The sequence below is a fragment of the Marinobacter sp. genome (assembly GCF_965229985.1).
GTDB lineage: Bacteria > Pseudomonadota > Gammaproteobacteria > Pseudomonadales > Oleiphilaceae > Marinobacter.
Genome location: NZ_OZ245935.1, coordinates 3,236,600 through 3,257,025, shown reverse-complemented (window position 1 = coordinate 3,257,025; position 20,426 = coordinate 3,236,600). Strand labels below are relative to the sequence as shown.

21 protein-coding genes are annotated in these 20,426 nt (G+C 57.5%); 8 read left to right on the top strand and 13 right to left on the bottom strand.

Translation table 11 applies throughout. The features are described from left to right. Positions 1–6 precede the first annotated feature (6 nt). The 5 genes from pdxH to ACO06L_RS14820 are packed head-to-tail and all read left to right on the top strand — an operon-like array spanning position 7 to position 2,802. Entirely contained in the window at positions 7–642 is a 636-nt protein-coding gene (pdxH, locus tag ACO06L_RS14840; protein WP_064229319.1) for a pyridoxamine 5'-phosphate oxidase, read from the top strand. Beyond that, positions 611–1,369: a 4'-phosphopantetheinyl transferase family protein gene (locus ACO06L_RS14835; RefSeq protein WP_064229320.1), complete on the top strand. Its 759-nt coding sequence runs from the start codon at positions 611–613 to the stop codon at positions 1,367–1,369. Before pdxH ends, ACO06L_RS14835 begins: the two co-directional genes overlap by 32 nt. A 33-nt stretch (positions 1,370–1,402) precedes the next feature. After that, positions 1,403–1,984 carry a DNA-3-methyladenine glycosylase I gene (locus ACO06L_RS14830; RefSeq protein ID WP_202346340.1) on the top strand — a complete coding sequence of 194 codons (582 nt, stop codon included), beginning with the start codon at positions 1,403–1,405 and terminating at the stop codon, positions 1,982–1,984. Between the two features lie 57 nt (positions 1,985–2,041). After that, positions 2,042–2,347, top strand: a complete 306-nt coding sequence (locus tag ACO06L_RS14825; protein ID WP_064229322.1) for a DUF6482 family protein — start codon at positions 2,042–2,044, stop codon at positions 2,345–2,347. Further along, on the top strand, positions 2,344–2,802 hold the full coding sequence (locus tag ACO06L_RS14820; RefSeq protein WP_202346339.1) for a DUF3429 domain-containing protein: 459 nt from the start codon (positions 2,344–2,346) through the stop codon (positions 2,800–2,802). Before ACO06L_RS14825 ends, ACO06L_RS14820 begins: the two co-directional genes overlap by 4 nt. Before the next feature lie 33 nt (positions 2,803–2,835). Here the strand turns inward: ACO06L_RS14820 and ACO06L_RS14815 are convergent, their stop codons facing one another. From ACO06L_RS14815 to ACO06L_RS14780, 8 genes are all read right to left on the bottom strand, one after another. Further along, positions 2,836–3,834, bottom strand: coding sequence for a sigma-70 family RNA polymerase sigma factor (locus ACO06L_RS14815; RefSeq protein WP_202346338.1), 999 nt, complete (start codon positions 3,832–3,834; stop codon positions 2,836–2,838). A gap of 138 nt (positions 3,835–3,972) precedes the next feature. Beyond that, positions 3,973–5,415: an aspartate kinase gene (locus tag ACO06L_RS14810; RefSeq protein ID WP_202346337.1), complete on the bottom strand. Its 1,443-nt coding sequence runs from the start codon at positions 5,413–5,415 to the stop codon at positions 3,973–3,975. 50 nt (positions 5,416–5,465) lie between these two features. Further along, positions 5,466–6,734, bottom strand: coding sequence for a diaminobutyrate--2-oxoglutarate transaminase (gene ectB, locus ACO06L_RS14805; RefSeq protein ID WP_202346336.1), 1,269 nt, complete (start codon positions 6,732–6,734; stop codon positions 5,466–5,468). A gap of 207 nt (positions 6,735–6,941) precedes the next feature. Then, entirely contained in the window at positions 6,942–7,457 is a 516-nt protein-coding gene (ectA, locus tag ACO06L_RS14800) for a diaminobutyrate acetyltransferase (protein ID WP_099618130.1), read from the bottom strand. Between the two features lie 149 nt (positions 7,458–7,606). After that, the gene (locus ACO06L_RS14795) at positions 7,607–8,557 is read right to left on the bottom strand and encodes a hypothetical protein (protein WP_202346335.1); all 951 of its coding nucleotides are present in this window, start codon (positions 8,555–8,557) and stop codon (positions 7,607–7,609) included. A 4-nt stretch (positions 8,558–8,561) separates the two neighbouring features. Further along, positions 8,562–9,965 carry a sodium:solute symporter family transporter gene (locus ACO06L_RS14790; protein ID WP_202346334.1) on the bottom strand — a complete coding sequence of 468 codons (1,404 nt, stop codon included), beginning with the start codon at positions 9,963–9,965 and terminating at the stop codon, positions 8,562–8,564. Positions 9,966–10,409: 444 nt separating this feature from the next. Then, a complete protein-coding gene (locus ACO06L_RS14785; RefSeq protein ID WP_202346333.1) occupies positions 10,410–11,381 on the bottom strand; it encodes a radical SAM protein in 972 nt (323 codons plus the stop codon). Continuing rightward, positions 11,368–13,557, bottom strand: coding sequence for an FAD-dependent oxidoreductase (locus ACO06L_RS14780; RefSeq protein WP_202346332.1), 2,190 nt, complete (start codon positions 13,555–13,557; stop codon positions 11,368–11,370). The genes ACO06L_RS14785 and ACO06L_RS14780 overlap by 14 nt, the downstream gene beginning before the upstream one ends. A 254-nt stretch (positions 13,558–13,811) precedes the next feature. Here ACO06L_RS14780 and ACO06L_RS14775 point away from each other — a divergent pair, with 254 nt between their 5' ends. After that, positions 13,812–14,429, top strand: coding sequence for an RNA polymerase sigma factor (locus ACO06L_RS14775; protein WP_064229331.1), 618 nt, complete (start codon positions 13,812–13,814; stop codon positions 14,427–14,429). Further along, a complete protein-coding gene (locus tag ACO06L_RS14770; protein ID WP_064229332.1) occupies positions 14,423–14,689 on the top strand; it encodes a zf-HC2 domain-containing protein in 267 nt (88 codons plus the stop codon). Before ACO06L_RS14775 ends, ACO06L_RS14770 begins: the two co-directional genes overlap by 7 nt. 6 nt (positions 14,690–14,695) lie before the next feature. Here ACO06L_RS14770 and ACO06L_RS14765 read toward each other — a convergent pair whose 3' ends face one another. Beyond that, entirely contained in the window at positions 14,696–15,394 is a 699-nt protein-coding gene (locus tag ACO06L_RS14765) for a DUF6969 family protein (protein ID WP_082905149.1), read from the bottom strand. 104 nt (positions 15,395–15,498) lie between these two features. Beyond that, on the bottom strand, positions 15,499–15,948 hold the full coding sequence (locus ACO06L_RS14760) for a cytochrome-c peroxidase (protein WP_227716659.1): 450 nt from the start codon (positions 15,946–15,948) through the stop codon (positions 15,499–15,501). 764 nt (positions 15,949–16,712) lie between these two features. Between ACO06L_RS14760 and ACO06L_RS14755 the strand changes: the two genes are divergently transcribed. After that, positions 16,713–17,885 carry an ADP-ribosylglycohydrolase family protein gene (locus ACO06L_RS14755; RefSeq protein WP_064229334.1) on the top strand — a complete coding sequence of 391 codons (1,173 nt, stop codon included), beginning with the start codon at positions 16,713–16,715 and terminating at the stop codon, positions 17,883–17,885. Between the two features lie 16 nt (positions 17,886–17,901). Here the strand turns inward: ACO06L_RS14755 and ACO06L_RS14750 are convergent, their stop codons facing one another. The 3 genes from ACO06L_RS14750 to ACO06L_RS14740 form a co-directional block, all read right to left on the bottom strand. Further along, positions 17,902–18,594, bottom strand: a complete 693-nt coding sequence (locus ACO06L_RS14750; RefSeq protein WP_202346331.1) for a TVP38/TMEM64 family protein — start codon at positions 18,592–18,594, stop codon at positions 17,902–17,904. A 76-nt stretch (positions 18,595–18,670) separates the two neighbouring features. Further along, positions 18,671–19,522, bottom strand: a complete 852-nt coding sequence (locus ACO06L_RS14745; RefSeq protein WP_202346330.1) for a UDP-2,3-diacylglucosamine diphosphatase — start codon at positions 19,520–19,522, stop codon at positions 18,671–18,673. A 179-nt stretch (positions 19,523–19,701) separates the two neighbouring features. Beyond that, the gene (locus ACO06L_RS14740; RefSeq protein ID WP_202346329.1) at positions 19,702–20,325 is read right to left on the bottom strand and encodes a YbhB/YbcL family Raf kinase inhibitor-like protein; all 624 of its coding nucleotides are present in this window, start codon (positions 20,323–20,325) and stop codon (positions 19,702–19,704) included. Positions 20,326–20,426 lie beyond the last annotated feature (101 nt).

Below are 20,426 nucleotides of genomic sequence, written 5' to 3'. Positions count from 1 at the left end.
AGAATTATGGACATCGGCGATATGCGTCGTGATTTCGAGAGCGAGGGGCTGGATCGCGATGCGCTGGACAGTAATCCGGTCAGACAGTTCCAAAGCTGGTTTGAAGATGCACGGGAGGCGGGCATTCTCGAACCCAACGCCATGTCGCTGGCGACCACGGGACGGGATGGCATGCCGGACCTGCGCACGGTATTGCTGAAGTACTTCGACGACCAGGGTTTTGTCTTCTACACCAACTACGGCAGCCGGAAGGCCCGGGAAATGGAAGAGAACCCGCAGGCGGCCCTGCTTTTCCCCTGGATCGGACTGAATCGACAGGTACGGATCCAGGGCGCCGTCGAGAAAGTGAGCAAGGCCGAATCCCTGCGCTACTTTGCATCGCGACCAAGGGGCAGCCAGATTGGCGCCTGGGTTTCCGAGCAGAGCAAGGCCATTACCTCCCGAGGACTGCTCGAACAGAAGGTGGCTGAGATCAAGCGCAAATTCAGCGATGGAGAAGTGCCCTTGCCCAGCTTCTGGGGTGGTTATCGCATCGTCCCCGACCGTATTGAGTTCTGGCAGGGCCGGCCCAGTCGGCTTCATGACCGCTTTGAATATGTGAGGGACGGCGATGGCTGGCTCATCCAACGACTTCAGCCCTGAATCACGGCCGGCCATCTGGCTATGCCACCAGACAGACGGGCCCGAGATTGCGCACCCGCCCTGGCTAACAGAATACGAACGCCAGACGGCGAGCAAATTCAGCGGCCCCCGGGAACGCGAATACCTTTCCAGCCGCTGGCTGATTCGTCAGGCCATCGGCAAGTCAGCCCAGATGCCGCCAGAGCTCTGCTGCCCGGTATCCGGGCGCCCCAATGCGTCCGGCGCACCGGAAGGCTGGCGACTGTCTCTAAGCCATAGCCAGGGTCTTTCTGCCTGCGCCACTTATGCAGGATCACCCATTGGACTGGATCTGGAACCCTGCCAGCGCCACCCTCAATGGCAGAAGGTTGTGAAGCGCTGGTTCTCCCCGGTCGAACAGGAATGGCTGTTCCGGGAAGACGACTCCAATACCTTCCTCAAGGTCTGGACCCTGAAAGAAGCCTGGCTGAAAGCGACCGGGCGCGGCATTGCCGGCAATCTGCAGACTCTGGAGGTGCGAAAGAACTTTGAGATGTACGGCGACCAGCCTGAACAGGACTGGCAGGCCACCTGCTGCTACATTGAGGGCTATCTGGTAACCGTGGTGTTTCGAGGAAGCCGGCCGGTGTGGCCTGAAATCACCCTGCTTGAGCCGCCGCCACACGACTTTGGCCTGGTGGATGCCGAGTCCATGGAGGCTTCCTGGGAGCCGCTGTTCCAGCGCACTATCCGTTGCAAAAACCCGTGATTCGGGCCAGACACAGATAACACAGGTCAGATTATGGATTACCCGGAACGCTGCCCATGGTGTGGCGAAGACCCACTATACGTGCATTATCACGATACCGTATGGGGACGCCCTGAATACGATGACCTCGCATTATTCGAAAAACTCTGCCTGGACGGCCAGCAGGCCGGTCTGAGCTGGATCACCATCCTTCGAAAACAGCACAATTACCGCGCCGCCTACGACGATTTCGACCCCGAAAAGATCGTCCGCTACGATGAAGCAAAGGTCGAGGAATTGCTGTCCGATCCGGGCATCATCCGCAACCGATTGAAGGTACAGTCGGTGATCAAGAATGCCCGAGGCTATCTGGATCTGCTGGACAGAGGTATTGGCTTCAGCAATTTCCTCTGGTCCTTTGTCGAGAACCAGCCGATTCAGAACCATTGGCGTTCATTTTCCGAGGTTCCCACCACTACCCCCGAATCAGAGGCCATGTCGAAGGCTCTGAAGCGGTCCGGGTTTACCTTTGTGGGCCCCACCATTGTCTACGCCTTCATGCAGGCCACCGGCATGGTGAACGATCACCTGGTGCAGTGCCCGCAGCACCGGCAATGCTATTTACTGAGCCAATGATCTCAATAGGCCGGGGGGTCGTAAGTTCTGGAGTGTTTCAAACCCCGGAGCTTTACTGTGCGAATCACCCTCGACCAACTCAGACGCCTGCAGAGCCCTGTTATCGACCTGCTTGAGATCCTCTCGCTTGAGGGCCAACATTACATGGCCCGCCTGAGTATGGACGGTCAGCTGCTTCTTCTGTCCGATAAAAACGGGACTACCAGCCTGTTCCGGAGTGCCTGGCAGATACAGGATACCCTGGCCTCCTTCGATATCCGGGAAACCCAGGTGGTGCACCCTTCCGCCTACCATGAAATGGTTGGCATGGATCCCTCAGAGATTGAACCCATGCGAATCAGGGTGCAGAGGCAGAAACCGTGATCGCAGTAGCAAGACTCGCCATCCTGGTCGGCATTGCCGGACTGATTCCTTTTATCGGCCTTCTGGCTGGGCTGTTTTTCATGCCCCAGTACAGCGTGGCACTGGTTGGCTATTTCTATCTTTACAGCGCAGGTATTCTCGCCTTCATGGCCGGTGTCTACTGGCCCATTGCCATGCAGCTGGATAACTGCTGCTACCCCCTATCGCCTCTGATTACCATGTTACTCAGTCAGGTGTTTTTTGTGGCCGCGGGCGTCGGTCTCCTTCTGCCTGTTACCGGCCAGATTGTGCTTTATACCAGCGCCTATCTGGCACTCTACCTGGTGGACGCACGTTGGATGAGGGTCTACTGGCCGGCCTGGTATTTGCGGCTTCGACTTCTTCTTACCTCGGTCGTACTGGTCTGCCAGCTCACCGCGGCCGCCTGGTTCTTCCTTCTCCACGCCGCACATTGATGCTTTCAGGGCAATCAGGAGCCTGATGGATTATCAGGCTCCAAAGGCATCTTCGGGAGTTTCAAAGCGGCTCTGCAATTTCCGCAACGCTGTTTTCTCGATCTGTCGCACCCGTTCACGACTGATACCAAGGTCATCGGAAATTACCTGCAGGGTCTCCGGCTCTGGCAAGCCCAGACCGTACCTGCGCGACAGAATATCCTTTTCCCGATCACTCAGCTCGCTGAGCATGGATTTAAGGGTCCGCCGCCGGTCCCTGTCGGACATCGGGTGATCCGGCGCCATCTGATCACCGGCATCCAGGCTGTCGCCCAGGGTGACTGAGCCATCTTCCACCAAAGGCACGTCCGTGGACAGTTCTCTGGTCGCCAGCGCTCTCAATTCGCCAATCCTGGACGGACTGGCTTCCATCTCCCGGGCCAGCTCGGATTGCGAGGGTGTGCGGCCGAGGCTCTGATGCATTCTCAGTGACACCTTGTGCAGCTGACGAATCTCGTCCACCACATTCTCTGGTGTGTGCACCAAACGGGTTCCACGCTGCAGACAGCGCTTCACTTCCTCACTGATCCACCAGTAAGCGTAGGTCGAGAACCGGAAGCCTTTCGTAGGATCGAAACGCTCCACGGCCTTGATGAGGCCAACGTTGGCGTCCTGAATCAGGTCTGACATGGGGATACCGTGCTGACCATAACGACGGGCAATGTGCACCGCGAGGCGCAGGTTGCTCTGGATCAGCTTGCGACGACAGGCGGTCGCCAGATGGAAAGCCCGACGACATCGGGAGGAAAACGCACAAGCGTCTCCAAGGCTACCAATCACTTCCCGGAACGTCTGCGGAGTCTCCTCCGGCAAGGCCAGTTCGGTACTGATGATTCGGTAGCACAGTGTCAGTTTGCGGGAGAGGCGGCGTTCAGCCTCATCTGTCAGCAGTTCATACCGGGACGCATCCCTGAAGTACAGCCCGACCAGGGAATCCCTTTCACCATCGTTGGGCGTTGTCGGAGACGGTCCCAGCCTTTCGGTCGTTCGCATGGCTAAGGTACCGGTCAGAATTTACACCAAGGAATACGACGTGCTGTTGCTGATGGATTTACCGGGGGAGGGTCAGTAAAAACCCGCAGGCGACACGAGCGGTCGGCCTGCGGGCATTACTTGCGAGGCTGCAGCGACTCAGGCTGCGACAATGGCGTACTCGTGGTTGTGGGGCTCGATCAAAACGCCGTGCAGAGCAACAATCGCCTTTTCGTAATCGTCCTCGTCCACCACAAACTGGATATCCACCTGACGCATACACTGGTGCAGTGCCAGAATGCTGATTTCCTCATCGGCCAGGGCCTTGACGGAACGGGCCAGGATACCCGGAACCTTCATATCGCTGCCGATAGCGGAAACCACGGCCACCTTCCGGGTGTTGATTTCGGCGTTGGGGAACTCTTCCTTCAACGCTTTGACCACCCGCTTGACGTGTTTCAGGGTGCTGCCCACGTAATGGGTGATGGTGTTTGCGTTGGTGTCCTTGGACATGAACCGAACCTTGAACCGGCTCAATACATCCAGAATACGACGGTCGGAACCCGGCTCGCCCTGCATGTCCTGATCGAACACTTCCACGGCAAAAACACCCTTGGCGCCAGCGATGATCTCCACCTGAGGCTTCTCACTGACGTAATCGCCGGTGATCAGGGTTCCTGTGTGTTCCGGCTCGAAGGTATTCATTACCCGCAGCGGAATCTCGTTCTGGCGCATGCCCTTACCAGCACGGGGATGAATTGCTTCCATACCGAGGTTGGCAAGCTGGTCGGCAACGTCGTAATTGGTACGCCCCAGGGGCACCACCTTGTCTGCGCCGACGATGTTGGGATCGGCAGAGCTCAGGTGGTATTCCTTGTGGATAATCGCCTCTCGGGCCTCGGTGATCACAGCTACCCGGCTGAAGGTCATTTCGCTGTAACCGCGATCGAAGGTGCGCATCAGACCTTCCTTGCACTGAGCGTAACCGGTCACGATGGGCAGCTCACGGGTGAGGTCCACCGCGTCGAAGGCCTGCTTAAGCTTTTCGTCCAGCGGCAGCAGCTCGTTATCGCGCCAGCCGGTCAGATCCACAAAGCGGGCATTGATACCTTCCTGCTGAAGCTTCAGGGCGGTATTGAAGGCACTGTGAGCCTCGCCGATGCCGGCCAGCATTTCGCGCACTGTCAGCAGGTGTTCTTCCAGCTGGAACTGGCCGTAGGAGCACAGGCGCTGCAGGTCGATCAGGCAGCCCCGAACGCCCTCGATACGGTCGGTGATGAACTGGTCCGCCTGCTGCTTGAGCATCGGATCCTCAAACAGTTCGCCGTTGATATCGGTCAGGAACTTGACCAGTTTGGTGAGGTCGTCACCCCAGGCCCAGTCCGACTCGGCATCCGCAAACAGGGCGTAGACGCCCGGCTCACCGGTTTTCTTGTGTTCAAGCAGCTCGTTGGTCACACCACCGTAGGCAGAGACCACGAAAATGCGCTGATACAGGTCGTCCTTCTTTCGATTACCGATGATGATGTTATCTCGGACGGCCTCGTAGTTACTCATCGACGTACCGCCGATCTTTTCAACGGTATGTTGTTGGCTGGTCATAGTTTTGCCTTTGCTATCCTGCAGCATGAATGTCCGGAGGTGCGGGCGTCTTACGACGCCTCGCTAAGCCCTTCCTGCATGATTTCGTCCACACTTTTCGCCAGCAGGGCTGCCCCTTTCTTCAGGTCTTCCTCACTGGTCGTCAGCGGCATCAGGCACTTGATGACTTCATCGTTCGGACCACTGGTCTCGATGATCAGGCCGTGCTCGAAGGCACGTTTGGTAATCGGGCCTGTGATATCCGCGTGGGTTGCTTCAATGCCACGCATCAAACCGCGCCCCTTCATTTTGAACTGACCGGGGTACTTGTCGCAAATCGCCTGCAGCGCATCGCCCAGCACCTTGGTCTTGGCCTTTACCTCGTTGGCAAAGGCGTCGTCTTTCCAGTAGGTCTCAACAGCGGTCCGCGCGGTAATGAACGCCATGTTGTTACCACGGAAGGTGCCGTTGTGCTCGCCCGGATCCCAAACGTCCAGTTCCGGCTTGAACAACACCAGCGCCATCGGCAGACCGTAGCCACTGAGGGACTTGGACACGGTTACGATGTCCGGCTTGATACCGGCAAACTCAAAGCTGAAGAACTCACCGGTGCGGCCATTGCCCGCCTGGATATCATCCAGAATCAGCAGAATATCGTGCTTCTTGCACAGTTCAGACAGCCCCTTCAGCCATTCCGCGCGACAGGCGTTCAGACCACCTTCGCCCTGAACCGCTTCCACGATCACCGCCGCCGGCAGTTCGAAGCCGGAGGAACCGTCGCTCAGCAGTTTGTCCATGATCGCCAGGGTATCAACATCGTCGCCCAGGTAGCCGTCGTAGAACATGAAATCGACATTACCCAGCGGCGTGCCAACACCGCCGCGGTGATGCTTGTTACCCGTAGTGGCAACCGCCCCCATGGTCACGCCGTGGAAACCGTTGGTAAAGGAGATAATGCCGCTGCGACCTTTCACCTTGCGGGCCAGCTTCAGGGCCGCTTCCACACAGTTGGTGCCGGTGGGACCGGTGAACTGCATTTTGTAGTCCAGGCCACGGGGATCCAGGATGTGCTTCTTGTAGGATTCCATGAAGTCGTGCTTGGCCGTGGTAAACATGTCCAGGCCCTGGCTCACGCCGTCTGCCTCGATGTACTCAAGCAGTGCCTTCTTCAGAATATCGTTGTTGTGGCCGTAGTTCAGGGACCCGGCGCCGGCGAGAAAATCCAGGTATTCCTTGCCATCTTCGGTGTAAAGGTGCGCGTTCTTGGCGCGGTTGAAGATAACCGGAAACGCACGGCTATATACACGTACTTCGGATTCGGTCGACTCGAAAATTTCCATCGTCTTGCCTCTTAGCATGTCAGGTTCGAGGTAGATGCGCGGTGGCTTATCAAAAAATGCGGATACGGTCGCGATAGGCCTACCGTGCGTTGATTAAAGCCTTGTGACAGACCTACCTCAGTGGTCCGCCGGCTAATTCAAATCACAGCTTTACAGTCGTTCACAGCCCCGCAATTACATGACAGGGCCGATCCTGGACCGCGGCTCTCAGACTGGCTTCGTGAAAGGCCCGATGCGCAGCAGAAACTCGGAATCATGCTGCCCGCCGAAATGGGTCTCTTTCTCGAAATGCTCGTGGTAGGTGAGCTCGGCTCCCATATCACGGGCGAATGAACGGAACAGCGCCCATGAGGCCTCGTTGTCTTCGGTGATGGTCGTCTCCATATGGGTGACGTTCTTGCATGCATCACGGCCAACGATTTCTTTCAGCATCCGCTTGGCCAGGCCCTGTCCACGACCTTTTTCGTGAACCGCCACCTGCCAGACAAACACGGTATCGGGCTGTTGGGGAGGGATGTATCCGGAGATAAAGCCGACCAGATCGCCTTCCTTCTCCGCCGCCACGCCGGTTTCGGCAAAGTGGCTGCACTGCAACAGGTTGCAGTAAATCGAGTTGGGGTCCAGCGGCGGGCACTCTGCCACCAGCTGGTGGAGCCTGAAGCCATCATCCTTCACGGGTGTGCGAAGCGTGATGGCGGTGGTATTCGATCCTTCTGATGTCATAGCGTGATCAGTTCGTGGCAAAAAGTTAGTGTTGAATTATATAGACCACAAAATATATTTCAAGTACAGCTCAAAACCCGCCTACGGCAAGGCCCCAGCTCACTCTTTCAGAATAGACCGGATTGAAGCATTCGCCAGTGACAAAATGGTTAAATTAGTGAAGGGAAAATCACATCGTCTGCACTCAGTGAGGTGCCAGTCAGAATCCGGTTCCGATAGGACACAGCGGCGGGCGAGCCGGCCGGCCATAACCGGTCAAACTCCGACAGCCAGGCCTCCAGGGGGAAGGATACCGGCAGCAGAGAAACATGCAGACCCTGGCGCTCAATTCCGGCAACAGGCTCAATGACAGGGCTGGAGAGGCCAATGCGGGTAATCAATCCGCGCGGATCCGATTGCAGGTTACCCATGCCCGCAGATCCGTTGTTCACCACTACCCAACTCTGCTCACCCACCAGACCCGACCAGAGTACCGGCAGGCAGGTATGGGTGGAGGCAATCACATCGGCCCCCGAGGCCAGGAACCATTCCGAGAGCTTGCCATCGTTACCCTTGCAAAAGGCTTCGTAAGCCAGCCCCCATCCGGCCAGGGACTCTGGATCACCATGCACCACCAAAACCTTTAGGCCTCCAAAGATCAGGCATCGATACCTTGGCAGCAAGGACAACCGCCGCTGGATATCCGGATGTTCCCCAGCAATGCCCTGAAGCCGTTCCATGATCCGGTTCGACCGCTCCACCACGCCCTGATCAACAAAATCCGGATAGGCGCAGCCACAGCCGGCGCCGGCACTGGGATTCGCCAGCTCATAGTCCACATTGCCCAGGCTGACCGTGTGATCCAGCACCCGGTTATTAATGGTCCGGAACAGGCTGTCGCTGGCGTTGAACCAGTTGAAGTCGCCATTGAACACCAGCTTCACCCGATGCCCCTGCCGCTCTTCCGCCAATGCCAACTGCTCGATTTCATCGAGGGCCCAGGGATTCCCGTAAAGCCCTCCAACGATATACAGCACGTCCTCAGAGACCGTTCGGGGATCCTGGCAAAGCGATTCGGCAGAGTACCGGTACGCCAACGGACAGCTGCGGCCTTCGCTCATCGGCTCAGGCCTCCCCCGCCGCCAGTGACCGCCCGGCAAGACGCCGGAGCAGCAAAGGAGCAAAGAAACCGGCGGTACAGACCAGGAAGCCGTATGCGTTCACGCCCAGCAACATGGCGTACTTGCCATCGCCAATGGCCCAGCTTGCCGGAATCAGCCCAACCGCAAGCAACACCCCGAGACCCAAACCGGTCCAGAAACTCAGGTGGAAACTCCAGGGCGACCACCTGGTGAAACCGTAGAAAAGGAACACCGGCGCCAGCCCCATGACCATCGTTCCCGAGATAGTGGTGGCCTTGAGAATATCGGTACCGGCAAACATGGGCAGGTTGCCCAGGAAGGCAAAGATCACCATCACAACCGCACCCACCCGCATGCTCGGCAGCTTGTCAGATGCACGCTTTGCGAGTCGGGGCAAATCCACCGCCAACGACTTGGCCAGCGACGTGAAGGTGGAATCCAGGGTGGACCCCGCCGAGGTCATCATCACCACACTCATAAAGAACAACGCCGCCAGCCCCAGGGACTGCCCAACCGCTGCCGGCGCATTGCCCATGGCCTCTATGCCGTTAAGCCGGGCATGGACACCCACCAGACTGAAGATAAACACCGCCACAAAGCCCAGCAGCCCGGCCACCACAAAGCTTTTGAGCATGGTCTTTTCCTTGTTCACAAAGCCCCGGTCGGTCAGCACCGGATCGTGGAACGGATAACTGAACAGCTGCAACAACGCCACCAGCAAGAGATCAAAGCCGGCATTGAGCCGAAACTCACCATTGGTCAGCAGGGCGCTGGTATCGTTGGCGGGAATGATCAGGAACAACACCGCCCCCACAAAGAACACAAACACGAACGCCTGAATCACATCGGTGAAAATCGACGACCGCAGCCCGCCCTTCAGGCTGTAAGCCAGGGTAAACACCGTGAACAGCATCGCCGCCGCGTAATACTCCCACTCACCGGGCAGCCCGAAATAACCGCCAACCACCGCGGTGTTACTCCAGACCTCGTTATAAAGCCGAATCAGAATCGCCGCCGCAAACGCCAGACTCGCCAGCCGACCAAACCGGGAGGTCAGAAAATCCTGCAAACTCCGCGCCCCGGTCTGCGTCCGGATCAGGTAAATCACATACCCCGCCACCGGAATCGACAGCCAGTAACTGGCATAAGCCAGACCGCCCACCACACCATAAGCCGCACCCAGGTTCGCCGCATTGGTCACCGACTTGGCAAAGATCCAGCTGATAAAAATACTCGCCGTCAGAGACCACTGGCCCACAGGGTTGCCCTGGTCATCGGCGCCTTTATAAAACGAATTCGCGTTCTTGCTCTTCGGCGACAGCCAGTACATCACCACGCCGTAGACCAGCAGGAATCCCCAGAACAGGGAGGCCTCTGTGAAGTTCATGTTTTCGTTCCTTTGTTCTCTGGTTCCGGGACTTATTCCGGAGTTTCTGGTTTGGGTGCCTTCCGGGGCAGGCCGGTAAGAGGTTCAAAAAAACGCCCGTGAACCCATCCATGGGGGGCTTGGTCGCGCCGTCCATGGCGCTCCACATTTTTTGAACCTCTTACCGGCCTGCCCCTCGTTCAACCTCAGTTCTGGTATCCCCGACAACGGACTTGGTCGTCAAACCATTCGGGCGGGTGGTTTAATCTCTTTTCCTTTCTTGCATTTCCTTCCCACTCAGCAACCGAATAGCAAAGTCTTATCCGCGGTCTGGGGGGTGACGTTATTTTCCCGCCAGGAAAAAGATGTCTGAGCGCAGCGAGTTGTTTTTCCCAAGGGAAAATAACGTCACCCCCCAGGCCGCCAATGACCAGCCAGCAGTCCTGCAGGAAACAAACGCCAGACCTAAACAGGAGCCGAACAACTAGCCCCAAAGCGGTAACAGGAAAAACACCGGTGATGCCGCAACATAATCCGCTCATCCATGCTCTCGGCCAGTGAGCCCCCGAGGTCATACTGCGGATCATCATCCACCAGCGTGCAGGCATACACCCGAACCTGTTCGCCCTTCTTCACCAGCATCCGCGTATAGGTGCACATAAAGTGGGAGCGAGCCTCTTTAGTCGGATACTTCTCCATACAGGTCTCGGTAATCTCCGGGCTGCCGTCTTCAGAACCTGGCGTACCCAGGTCCGGAAATGCGGTGAACGCCAGGTTCTCTGGAATGCCCCACTCCCTGAAGATGTCACGGAACGCGGCTTCGACATCTGCCGGAATTTCCTCCGGATCGGTCTGGCGGGCAATGGACACCTTGAAACCCTGTTCGATCAGCCAGTGGATGCCCTCCAGTGCCTGGTCGAAGCTGCCGTCACCGCGATCCTTGTCATGCCGGGCGCGATCGGGGAAATCCAGGCTCACCCGGAAGTGGATCGGGTAGGGGTTATCCAGCAATGGCTGCACCTGATGCCGGCGTTTCAGCAGAGGCTCGGTGGCATTGGTGAGTACGAAACAGGGCCGGTGCTGGCTGGCGTAATCCAGGATGTTGACGAAGTCGCGGATCACAAAGGGCTCGCCGCCGGTGAAGGAGAACTGCTCCACACCCATGTCGATGGCTTCGTGGATAAACGGCTTCACGTCGCTGAGTTTCATGCCCGGAATCCTACCATCACCGGGATGGGACCCTTCCAGGCAGAAGGGGCAGGCCAGGTTGCAGGCGGTGCCGGTGTGTATCCATAACTCTTTGAGCTTGTCCGCGTCAATGTAACCCCGGGGGTCACCGTTGCGGGTGTGGGTCCAGCTGTCGCGGGCCCGGGGTTCCAGGACTTCCACGGCCGGAATACGTGTACTGCGGGCCGGTCTGGTTTCAGTCAGGGGCATAGATGCTCCTCGGTGTATTCGTGTTTTTCCCACGGCGCCAGCCATGGAGCTTCTCCAGAAGCTTCAGGATACCTTCGGGCGCATGGGCCCGTTTCCATTCACCGGCCGCGTACTTGGCTGACTCGTTCCAGGTCGGGTACGGGTGAATGGTGCCCAGGATCTTGTTCAGGCCCAGGCCATGCTTCATGGCCAGGGTGAACTCGGCCAGGATTTCCCCGGCGTGGCTGCCAACCACAACGGCGCCCAGGATCTTGTCCTTGCCCGGTGGAGTCAGCACCTTGATAAAACCATGATCCTCACTCTCGGCAATGGCCCGATCCAGGTCATCCAGCCCATAGCGGGTGACCTCGTAGGCCACGCCCTGCGCCCTGGCTTCGGCTTCACTTAGCCCCACCCGCGCCACTTCCGGCGAGGTAAAGGTCACCCAGGGCATCACCCGGTAGTCCACCTTGAATCGCTTGAACTGACCAAACAGACCGTTCACCGCCGCGTACCAGGCCTGATGGGCCGCCGCGTGGGTAAACTGGTAAGGACCAGCCACATCACCGCAGGCAAATACATTCGGGTACCTCAGGCTCATGTCTTCCTCTACCGGTACGGTTCCGTTCGGCAGGGTATCCACACCAATCCGCTCCAGGTTCAGGCCGGCGGTGTTGGCCGCACGGCCAACAGCAACCAGAACCTGGTCGAAAGGAATGCGTACCCGCTCACCGTCGTGCTCGCAGTAGGCAACTTTCTCTCCTTCCTCTATACGGAACTCGGCAGCAGCATGTTTCAGCCGGACATCCACACCGTCCGCCTGGAACTGCTTCAGAACCAGTTCGGAGACATCCTCATCCTCCTTGGCCAGCAGGCGTTCACCCATCTCCACCTGGGTCACCTTGCTGCCCAGTCGGGCAAAGGCATGGGCCAGTTCGGAGCCAATCGGACCACCGCCCAGCACCAACAGACGTTCCGGCTGCTCTTCCAGCTCCCACAGGTTGTCGGACGTCAGCGGCTGCATGTCCTTGAGACCGGGAATCGGAGGTACGGCCGGCTTGCCGCCGGTGGCAACAACGATACTGCGGGCAGTCAGGCGCTCCGTGCGGCCATCGTTGTGCCGGACCTCAAGCTCCCAGGGCGAAACGAAGCTGGCTTCGCCGGCAATGCAGTCCACATCCAGCTTGCGGTAGCGCTCCGGGGAATCGTGGGGTTCCACTTTCGCGATGACATCCTTGACCCGGTTCATGATGGTCTTGAACGAGCCTTTAACGGGCACCGATTCCAGTCCGTAACGGTTGGCATGACGCATAGTGTCCGCTGCCTTTGCACTGCGAATCAGGGCCTTGGAGGGCACGCAGCCCGTATTCAGGCAGTCGCCACCCATCTTGTGCTTTTCAATCAGGGCCACCTTGGCTTTCACTGCTGCGGCAATATAGGCAGAGACCAGACCGGCAGAGCCACCGCCGATAACCAGCAGGTTGTAATCGAAATGCTCGGGTTTCTGCCAGCCGGCGTACACTTTGCGGCGACGAATAAAGCCCACCACAAACTTGGCAATCAACGGGAACAGCCCCAACAGGGCAAAGGACAGAAGCAGATCGGCCGAAACAATGTCGCCGGTAGACTGGATCTGGCCCAGCTGGGTGCCGGCGTTCACGTAAACAAAGGTACCGGGCAGCATGGCAATCCAGCTCACCAGGGCATAGATGCGCAACTTCATGGCCGTCAGGCCCATGGCCAGGTTGATCAGGAAGAAGGGGAACACCGGCACAAGCCGCAGGGTTGCAAGGTAGAAGGCGCCGTCTTTTTCAATGCCGCGATCCATCTTCGCCACGGTTTCGCCATACCGTTTTCGAAGCGTGTCTCGCATCAGGAACCGCGCCACCAGGAAGGCAAGCGACGCACCGATAGTTGAAGCAACGGAGACGGCTGCCAGACCGTAGAGATTTCCGAAAAACGCACCACCGGCCAGCGTCATGATGGTAGCGCCTGGCAGAGAAAGCGCTGTTACCACGACATAAACAACAACGAAGCCCAGCACCGCAACCAACAGGTTCTGATCGATCCAGTTACCCAGGGACTGTTGGTTTTCCTTCAGGTTCTCGAGAGTCAGGAGCTCGCTACCGCCACTGGCAATAAACCCGACAACCACAGCCGCAATCAACGCGACCAGAATCCATTTCTTGAGTGTCATGAATTAATCCTTTCTACCTTGAACGTGATAACGAAGAGACACCACAACCCCGAAATTGTTACATCAAACCGTGGGCTCAGTGTTCGTTACCGGCTTACCGTTGTTGTACGTCGTTCGGCAACGCATTGTGTCAACGATTGCTCATGAATATCTAACAATTTGATTACACCGCCTACCGAATACGCCGGGAACTTATCGACCGATTTCCAAACTTACTGCTATTCTTGAACAATTGCTCATAAAAGGGAACGGTCATGACTGACTCAAGTCGGGAAAAGGAGATAAAACTGATTCAGGGCTTGAAAACTGGTGATAATGACTCTTTTCAGGAAGCAGTGCGTGCCTACACCCCCGGGATGTTAGCAGTCGCCCGGTTCTATCTGGACCATTCCAGTGCAGAAGAAGTCGTTCAGGATTGCTGGGTTAAAGTTATTGATGCTATCCATGGCTTTGAAGGTCGTTCAGGTTTAAAAACCTGGTTGCACCGCGTTGTTGCCAACCGTTGCAAGAATCAGCTTCGTTCGACTAACAGGGAAATCCCGACGGACTTCTCGGAGAGCCTGGAGCCAGAGCTGGCCCATCGCTTTAACGCCAAAGGACGCTGGGAGCTGCCGCCCAAACTGCAATTTCATGAATCCGCCGATACCCTGATTGAAAACGGCGCCCTCAACGATTGCCTCGACAAACACCTCTCCTCCCTTCCGGAAACCCAGCGCTCGGCGCTGATGCTCTACGAAGCCCACCAGCACAAATCTGAGGATGTCTGTAACATTCTTGATGTCAGCGCCTCTAATCTACGGGTGCTGTTGCACCGGGCCAGACAGAAAATCTTTCTGATGGTTGAGAACTTCCAGGAGACCGGCGAATGCTGATGTGCAGGGATCTCGCAGTTATTGCCAGCGATTACATTGATGGCGAACTCCCGGTTCTCGAGAACATGTCTGTGAAAATGCATCTGATGATGTGCAAGGACTGCCGGACCTTTATTGGCAATCTGCGGGCAAGCACCGACATGTTAAACGCACATTCCTCTGGCCAGGCGGATGAGGAGCTTATCCGCAAGATTGACGAACGAGTAGCCCTGGCGCTGAAAGAAGGGTCTCAAGACCCCACAAACCAGGACCCGGACTAATTGAGCTCAGTGTCCTGTGACTGAAAGCCGCCGATAGCAGTCCTGGCGTTTCCTCTGCTCCGCTTCCAGTTCAACCGCCCAGCTTTCCACATCAACAGGTACAGCTCCAATGATCTCCAGCGAACGATCTTCAAGCACCGCCTTCAGACCTTGCGCCCGCCGCTGATTGATAACCTCGTCACGATGGTAAAGGAGCGTTTCGATCTGGGGCCGGAAGCAACGCACCATGGCTGTCAGCCAACGGTTAACAGGCCAACTTGGGTGAGCATGGTCAATGGCAAACCGATCCAGCGCACCCGCGACCACCTCGGCAGGCAGCCAGCTCTCATCCGTTACCCAGCGGTTTACGGTAAAAAGATCCGTGGGATATCCCCACGCATCCATGGATATGGCAATCAAGTGTGCCACCCGATCCTCTGCAACCGGGCCCATGAGTGGTTTTGCCTCTTCGGGTAAGGCCCCGTTGCGCAGAAACAAATGGAAATGACCATGCTCGGCGTGGTCCTCCCGGTGAGCGTGGTAATAATACTGGGACGCCGTTTCCTGATCGTACACATCGTCCTTCGGGTAATGCTCCATCTCATAGAAAGGACCCTGCCCCTTGAGAACCTCACCGACCACATTCAGCCCGCCTTTTTTCAGCACCCGGTAGCACTCCCTGATCTCGTGGATGGCCGCGAGACTGTCTGATAACTGCTTTTCCATGAGGCTTCCCGGCCTCGTAACATGAAGCTCTTGCATAGTTTTTTGCTCCTTACCGCGCGACTCCGGAAGACCCCCGAAGCCGCGCGATCCAATCCTTCAACTGATCACACAGCAACATCTGCCCTTCGCTTACCACTACTGGCCGAGCAGGGATTCTTCGCGGCACAGGGATTTCTGGTAGCGCCCGGATTTTTCGTCGCGCAGGGGTTCTTACCAGCGCACGGGCCGCAAGCACCACATTTGCCCCCCTTCAAGGCACAGGGGTTGGCGGAAAGCTGCGTCTGGATATTGGCCATGTAGGTCGTTAACGCCGCAAGCTGCTCGCCGCCCCAGTCCAGAGGTTCGGCAGCCATGGGTCGCACCATGCAGATCTGAACCATCTCATCCAGATGCACTGACTCCATGCCAAAGATGTTTCTGGCCATCGCCACCGAATGTGGGTAGGCGTTGGCAAACGTTGCGTTGTAACCCGCACCATCGTTATGGCAGGTCGCGCAAGACAACCCATTGCTACTGAGGGACGTGTCGTTAAACAGCTTCTTCCCGAGCGCCATGAGCTTGCAGGGATTGCCCTCGTAGGGCTGGTAAGCCGCTGGCCGGGTAACCTTTTTGGCGGCGCAGGGATTGGGCTTTGCCCCGCACTTGCCGGTGGCCGCGCACGGGTTACTACCTTTGGTTGCGCACGGATTCTTCGACGCACAGGGGTTTTTCGTTGCACACGGGTTTTTTGCGGCGCAGGGATTGCACCCGGCTTTACAGCCAGCCTTGCACTGTTGTCCTGCCTTACACTGATTCTTGCAAGGAGAACAGGGACCGCAGGCAGCCGAAGCCATACCCCCGGCTCCAAGCATGGCGGTCACCAGTGCGGCAGACCACCAGGTCGTGCGTCGATGTTCATACGATGTGCGAATCGCTTTTCTCAACGGATGTATCGTGGACATGGTCTCTCTCCCTGTTCACAGAGTTTTTGAGGCGGGCTTTGGAAGCCCGTGATCGCTGCGATGAGCGGTCAGATAGGAGACACATGAGTTTCTGAACTATTACACCTATTCAGGAAATAAACAGAGTTTTTCTGGCAAACCTGAATCGGGTGGGCCACGTTTCTTTCAGGCATAAAAAAGGGTGGAGCCCAGCTCCACCCAAGGGGTTTACAACCCGACCAACAATGCAGAGGCGAACAACACGAAACACGATGGACGAAATAAAGACCTCACTCACACTGACACGGGAACCAAAGCGTTGTTACAACGTAATTCATATAGCGGAAAGAAGATTTGTGCTTCAACAATACATTCAAATCCGACATTGAGGATCCCCGATGGCCCGCAAAATCCCGCACGAAAGAAAAGCTGCCATAACTGCTGCCCTGGCAGGAGGCTGGGTCGCGGACGCGGCGAGCCTGGGTTTGCACTGGCTCTACAACAGCGAGCGCATCGCAGAGGTTGGCGGCCAGACACCGGAATTTCTGCCGCCAAGGGCGGACTATTATACGAAGGGGTTTGGCTACTTTGCCCATGAAGGTAAGCAAGTTGGCGATGTGAGTCACTATGGCGCCGCAACGGGCGTTCTGACGGACAGTTTATTAGCTAACAACGCCGCACTGGATGTTCGGGATTATCAACGCAGGTTTCGTGCCTTTTTTGGCCCGGGCGGGCAGTGGCGGGGATTTATCGACAATCCCACGCGCATTACCCTCGAGAACTTCAACGCCAATGAGCGCGAAGCGGTCAAGCAGGCGCAGGACACCATGCCCGCCGGACTGACCGAAAAACAAAAGCGGGTGCTGGTGCAAAAAGTGATGCCCTATACCCGCCGGCTGAGTGGCGACCAACTCGCTCAACCGGTTCGCGAGGCCATCAACCTGACCTACAAAGAAGCGAAAGTGCAGGAGGCCGGTGTCAATCTGGCAGAAACCATCGACCGCTATCTGGTGCGGGAAAGTGGGGCAGACGATATGCAACTGCCAGCGGTTTCGAAACTGCCACCACTGGTTGCCTGCTTCTGTGGGAGTAGCGATCTTCTGGAAGTCACGGAAGCGGCCGTCCGGGTCACGAATAACAACGACGATGCCGTAGCCTGGGCGAAATGCGCAGCGTTGCTTCTGGATCGGCTCTTCCAGGGAGAAGGCCTTTCTGGAGCCATGGATGCTGCCATCACCGAGGCGCCGGATCAGAAATCCCTGAACCATGCCCGCGCGGGCTCAGAACTGAACGGCGTTGGTGCCGGCGACACCTTTGGCCGAACCTGCTACCTGCATGAGGCCATGCCGGTGATTTTTCACATTCTCAACCATGCCGGGAGCTACACGGAGGCCATTCGAGCCAATATTCATTGTGGCGGCGATTCCTGCGGTCGCGCCTGGATCATTGGCCCTGCCATGGCGGCTATTCATGGCGTTGGCGGTGAAACAGGCATTCCCCTGAGCTGGCTCGCGAAGGTTACCAATGCTGCGTCCCTATATCAGGATATCGAATCGTTGCTAGTCAGCTAGGCATTCACTGTAAAACTCAAACCCGCCCATCCAGATGCAGCCAACGGGACAGCCGGGAATGCGGGCGCCGCCGCAGGTACAGGGGCAGTGTGCTCATCACCAACAGCACTGTAGCGGCAGCCAAGACGGTCAGGGTGGGATTGAGCTCGAAGGTATGGCCCAGGCCAGCAAACACAAAGGTCATGGGCAACATGCCAAGGGCTGTGGCAAGGGAGTAACGCCACAGGTGTATGGCCGTCACACCGGCGGCATAGCTGATCAGGGCGAAAGAGAACAGGGGAATGAGCCGGGTCAGGAATACCGCGATGAAAAGGAACCGCTGCGAACCGCGGGCCGAGAATACCGGGTTATGTTCGAGCTTCTGCTGGACTGCTTCACGCCCGAGCACTCGCGCCAGGTAGAACGCAATCAGCGAACCGGCCAGGGCACCCACCACCGCAATCGCGGTTCCGCTGAACATGCCGTACACCAGGCCGGAGGCTGCACTGATCGGCAGAGTGGGTATGGGCCCGACCACGACGGCCAGAATCATCAGGAGCATCAGTAATACCGGCCCAAGTGCACCCTGACTGGCAAACCAGTCGGACAGCACCGACGGCGCAAAGCTGGCCGGCATGCCCAGTTGCCGCAGCAGCAACCAGATCGCCGCCATCAGCAGCGCGACAATAGCCAGAAAGGAGAGACGGAAAACCAACTGCGAACGGGTCATATGGCCATTCTACCCGCTATCCCGGAAACAGGAAGCGATAGCCGTTGTCCGCAATTGCCTCAGGAACCCGAAAGGTTCAGCTGGCCAGTCGGTTAACCTGCTCCACAAAGGCAGTTGGCAGGGTGTCGATCACCGGCCGGGCATCGCCGCACACATCCGGGTTCGGGGCGTCCGGCTCTTTTGCCAGCACTATCGGCGATTCTGACCAGTGCAGCAGCTCCAGTTTGCCGCTCTCCTGCTCCACCAGGGCCGTGCAGTGCTCCACCCAGTCGCCATCATTGCAGTACAGACCTTCTTCGCTGCGCAGGAAGCCCGCAGAGTGAATGTGACCGCAGATAAAACCGTCGTAGTTGCCCTTTTCCGCTACCGTAAGCGCCGCAAGTTCAAACCGGCGTATGAAGGTGCGGGCCTTGCCGATTCGGCTCTTCACCCAGGCCGCCAGCGACCAGTAGGGCTTGCCCTTGAGCCGGCGCCAGGCGTTGAACCAGCGGTTCAGGCGCAGCAGGATGCCGTGGGCACGGTCCCCGACCAGAAGCATCAGCGGGCTGCAACGCACCACCTGATCAAACTGGTCACCGTGGCAGACCATGAACCGACGACCGTCAGTGGTGGTGTGCACGGCTTTGTATCGAAGCTCAATGCCGGCGATAGTCTGGCCGCAGAACCGGCGCAGGAAATCGTCGTGATTGCCGGGCACGTAAACCACTCGGGTTCCGCGGGCCGCCAGCTCAATGAGTTTGTGGATGACGGCCTGATGGGAATCGGGAAAGTGCACCCGTCGCTGCATCGCGATCAGGTCGATAATGTCGCCCACCAGGTAGAGGGTTTCACAGCGGACCTGGTTCAGGAAATCCAGCAGGTACTCGGCCTGGCAGTCTGCCGTGCCCAGATGTACGTCGGAAATGAAAACGCTCCGGTAGCTCCGCATCTTGTCTCCCGTCTTTCAACCAGTCCGGATGGTGCCACTTTGGCAAGTTCGGGTGACGGGGAAATGACAACGGGGAGACAATTGTATGACGTTCAGAAAGAAGTCACAGGGGAGGAAGTAACCGTTACCCGGTAACCCGCGGGGTTACCGGAATACCACTGTCCGGTGTTTGGCACCGGTTAGCGCAGGTCCGGATTCAGGGTATAGGTGCCCGTTACACGAGCACTTGCCAACACGTGCCCCGCCATGGCTTCGCGCACATCGTTACCATCGAACTCGCCGTCGAGGGCGAGCGTATCCACATCCAGTGCGTGCACTTCGAAATGGTAGTGATGGATAATCTCATCGTTCCAGGGCGGACAGGGGCCATCGTACCCGGCGTAAGTGCCGTTCATGTCGGGATTGCCCGCCAGAAACTGGGTGTAATTGTTCACGCCGCGGATACCAATGGGGCCGGGACCCGGCTCCTTGCCCTTGGGAATCACGCCATCGCTGTCTTCGCCTTCCGGAATCCGGGTGGTGCCGGCCGGCACATCCACCAGCAGCCAGTGGAAAAAATCGACCCGTGCGATGTTCTTCGAGACGGTCTTGCCTTCCTGGTTCACGTCGTCTGCAACACTGGGCACGTCCGGATCAAACATCATTACCACGAAGCTCTTGGTGCCCTCGGGCGCATCGTCCCAGACAATTTCGGGGTTCCGGTTGGGACCGAAGCTCATGTGGTCTTCTTCGCTGTAGACCCCGAATGCAAATTTCTCGGGAATTGGCTGGCCTTCGTCTATGCCTTGAACCTGTAGTTTCACGGCGTTGCCTCCTGTGGTTTTTGGCCTTGGGCTCATTGGACTGTGTCTGGGACAGTCTCATTCTGTGATAATACGGTTTTAACACAAAATCGATTCAACTG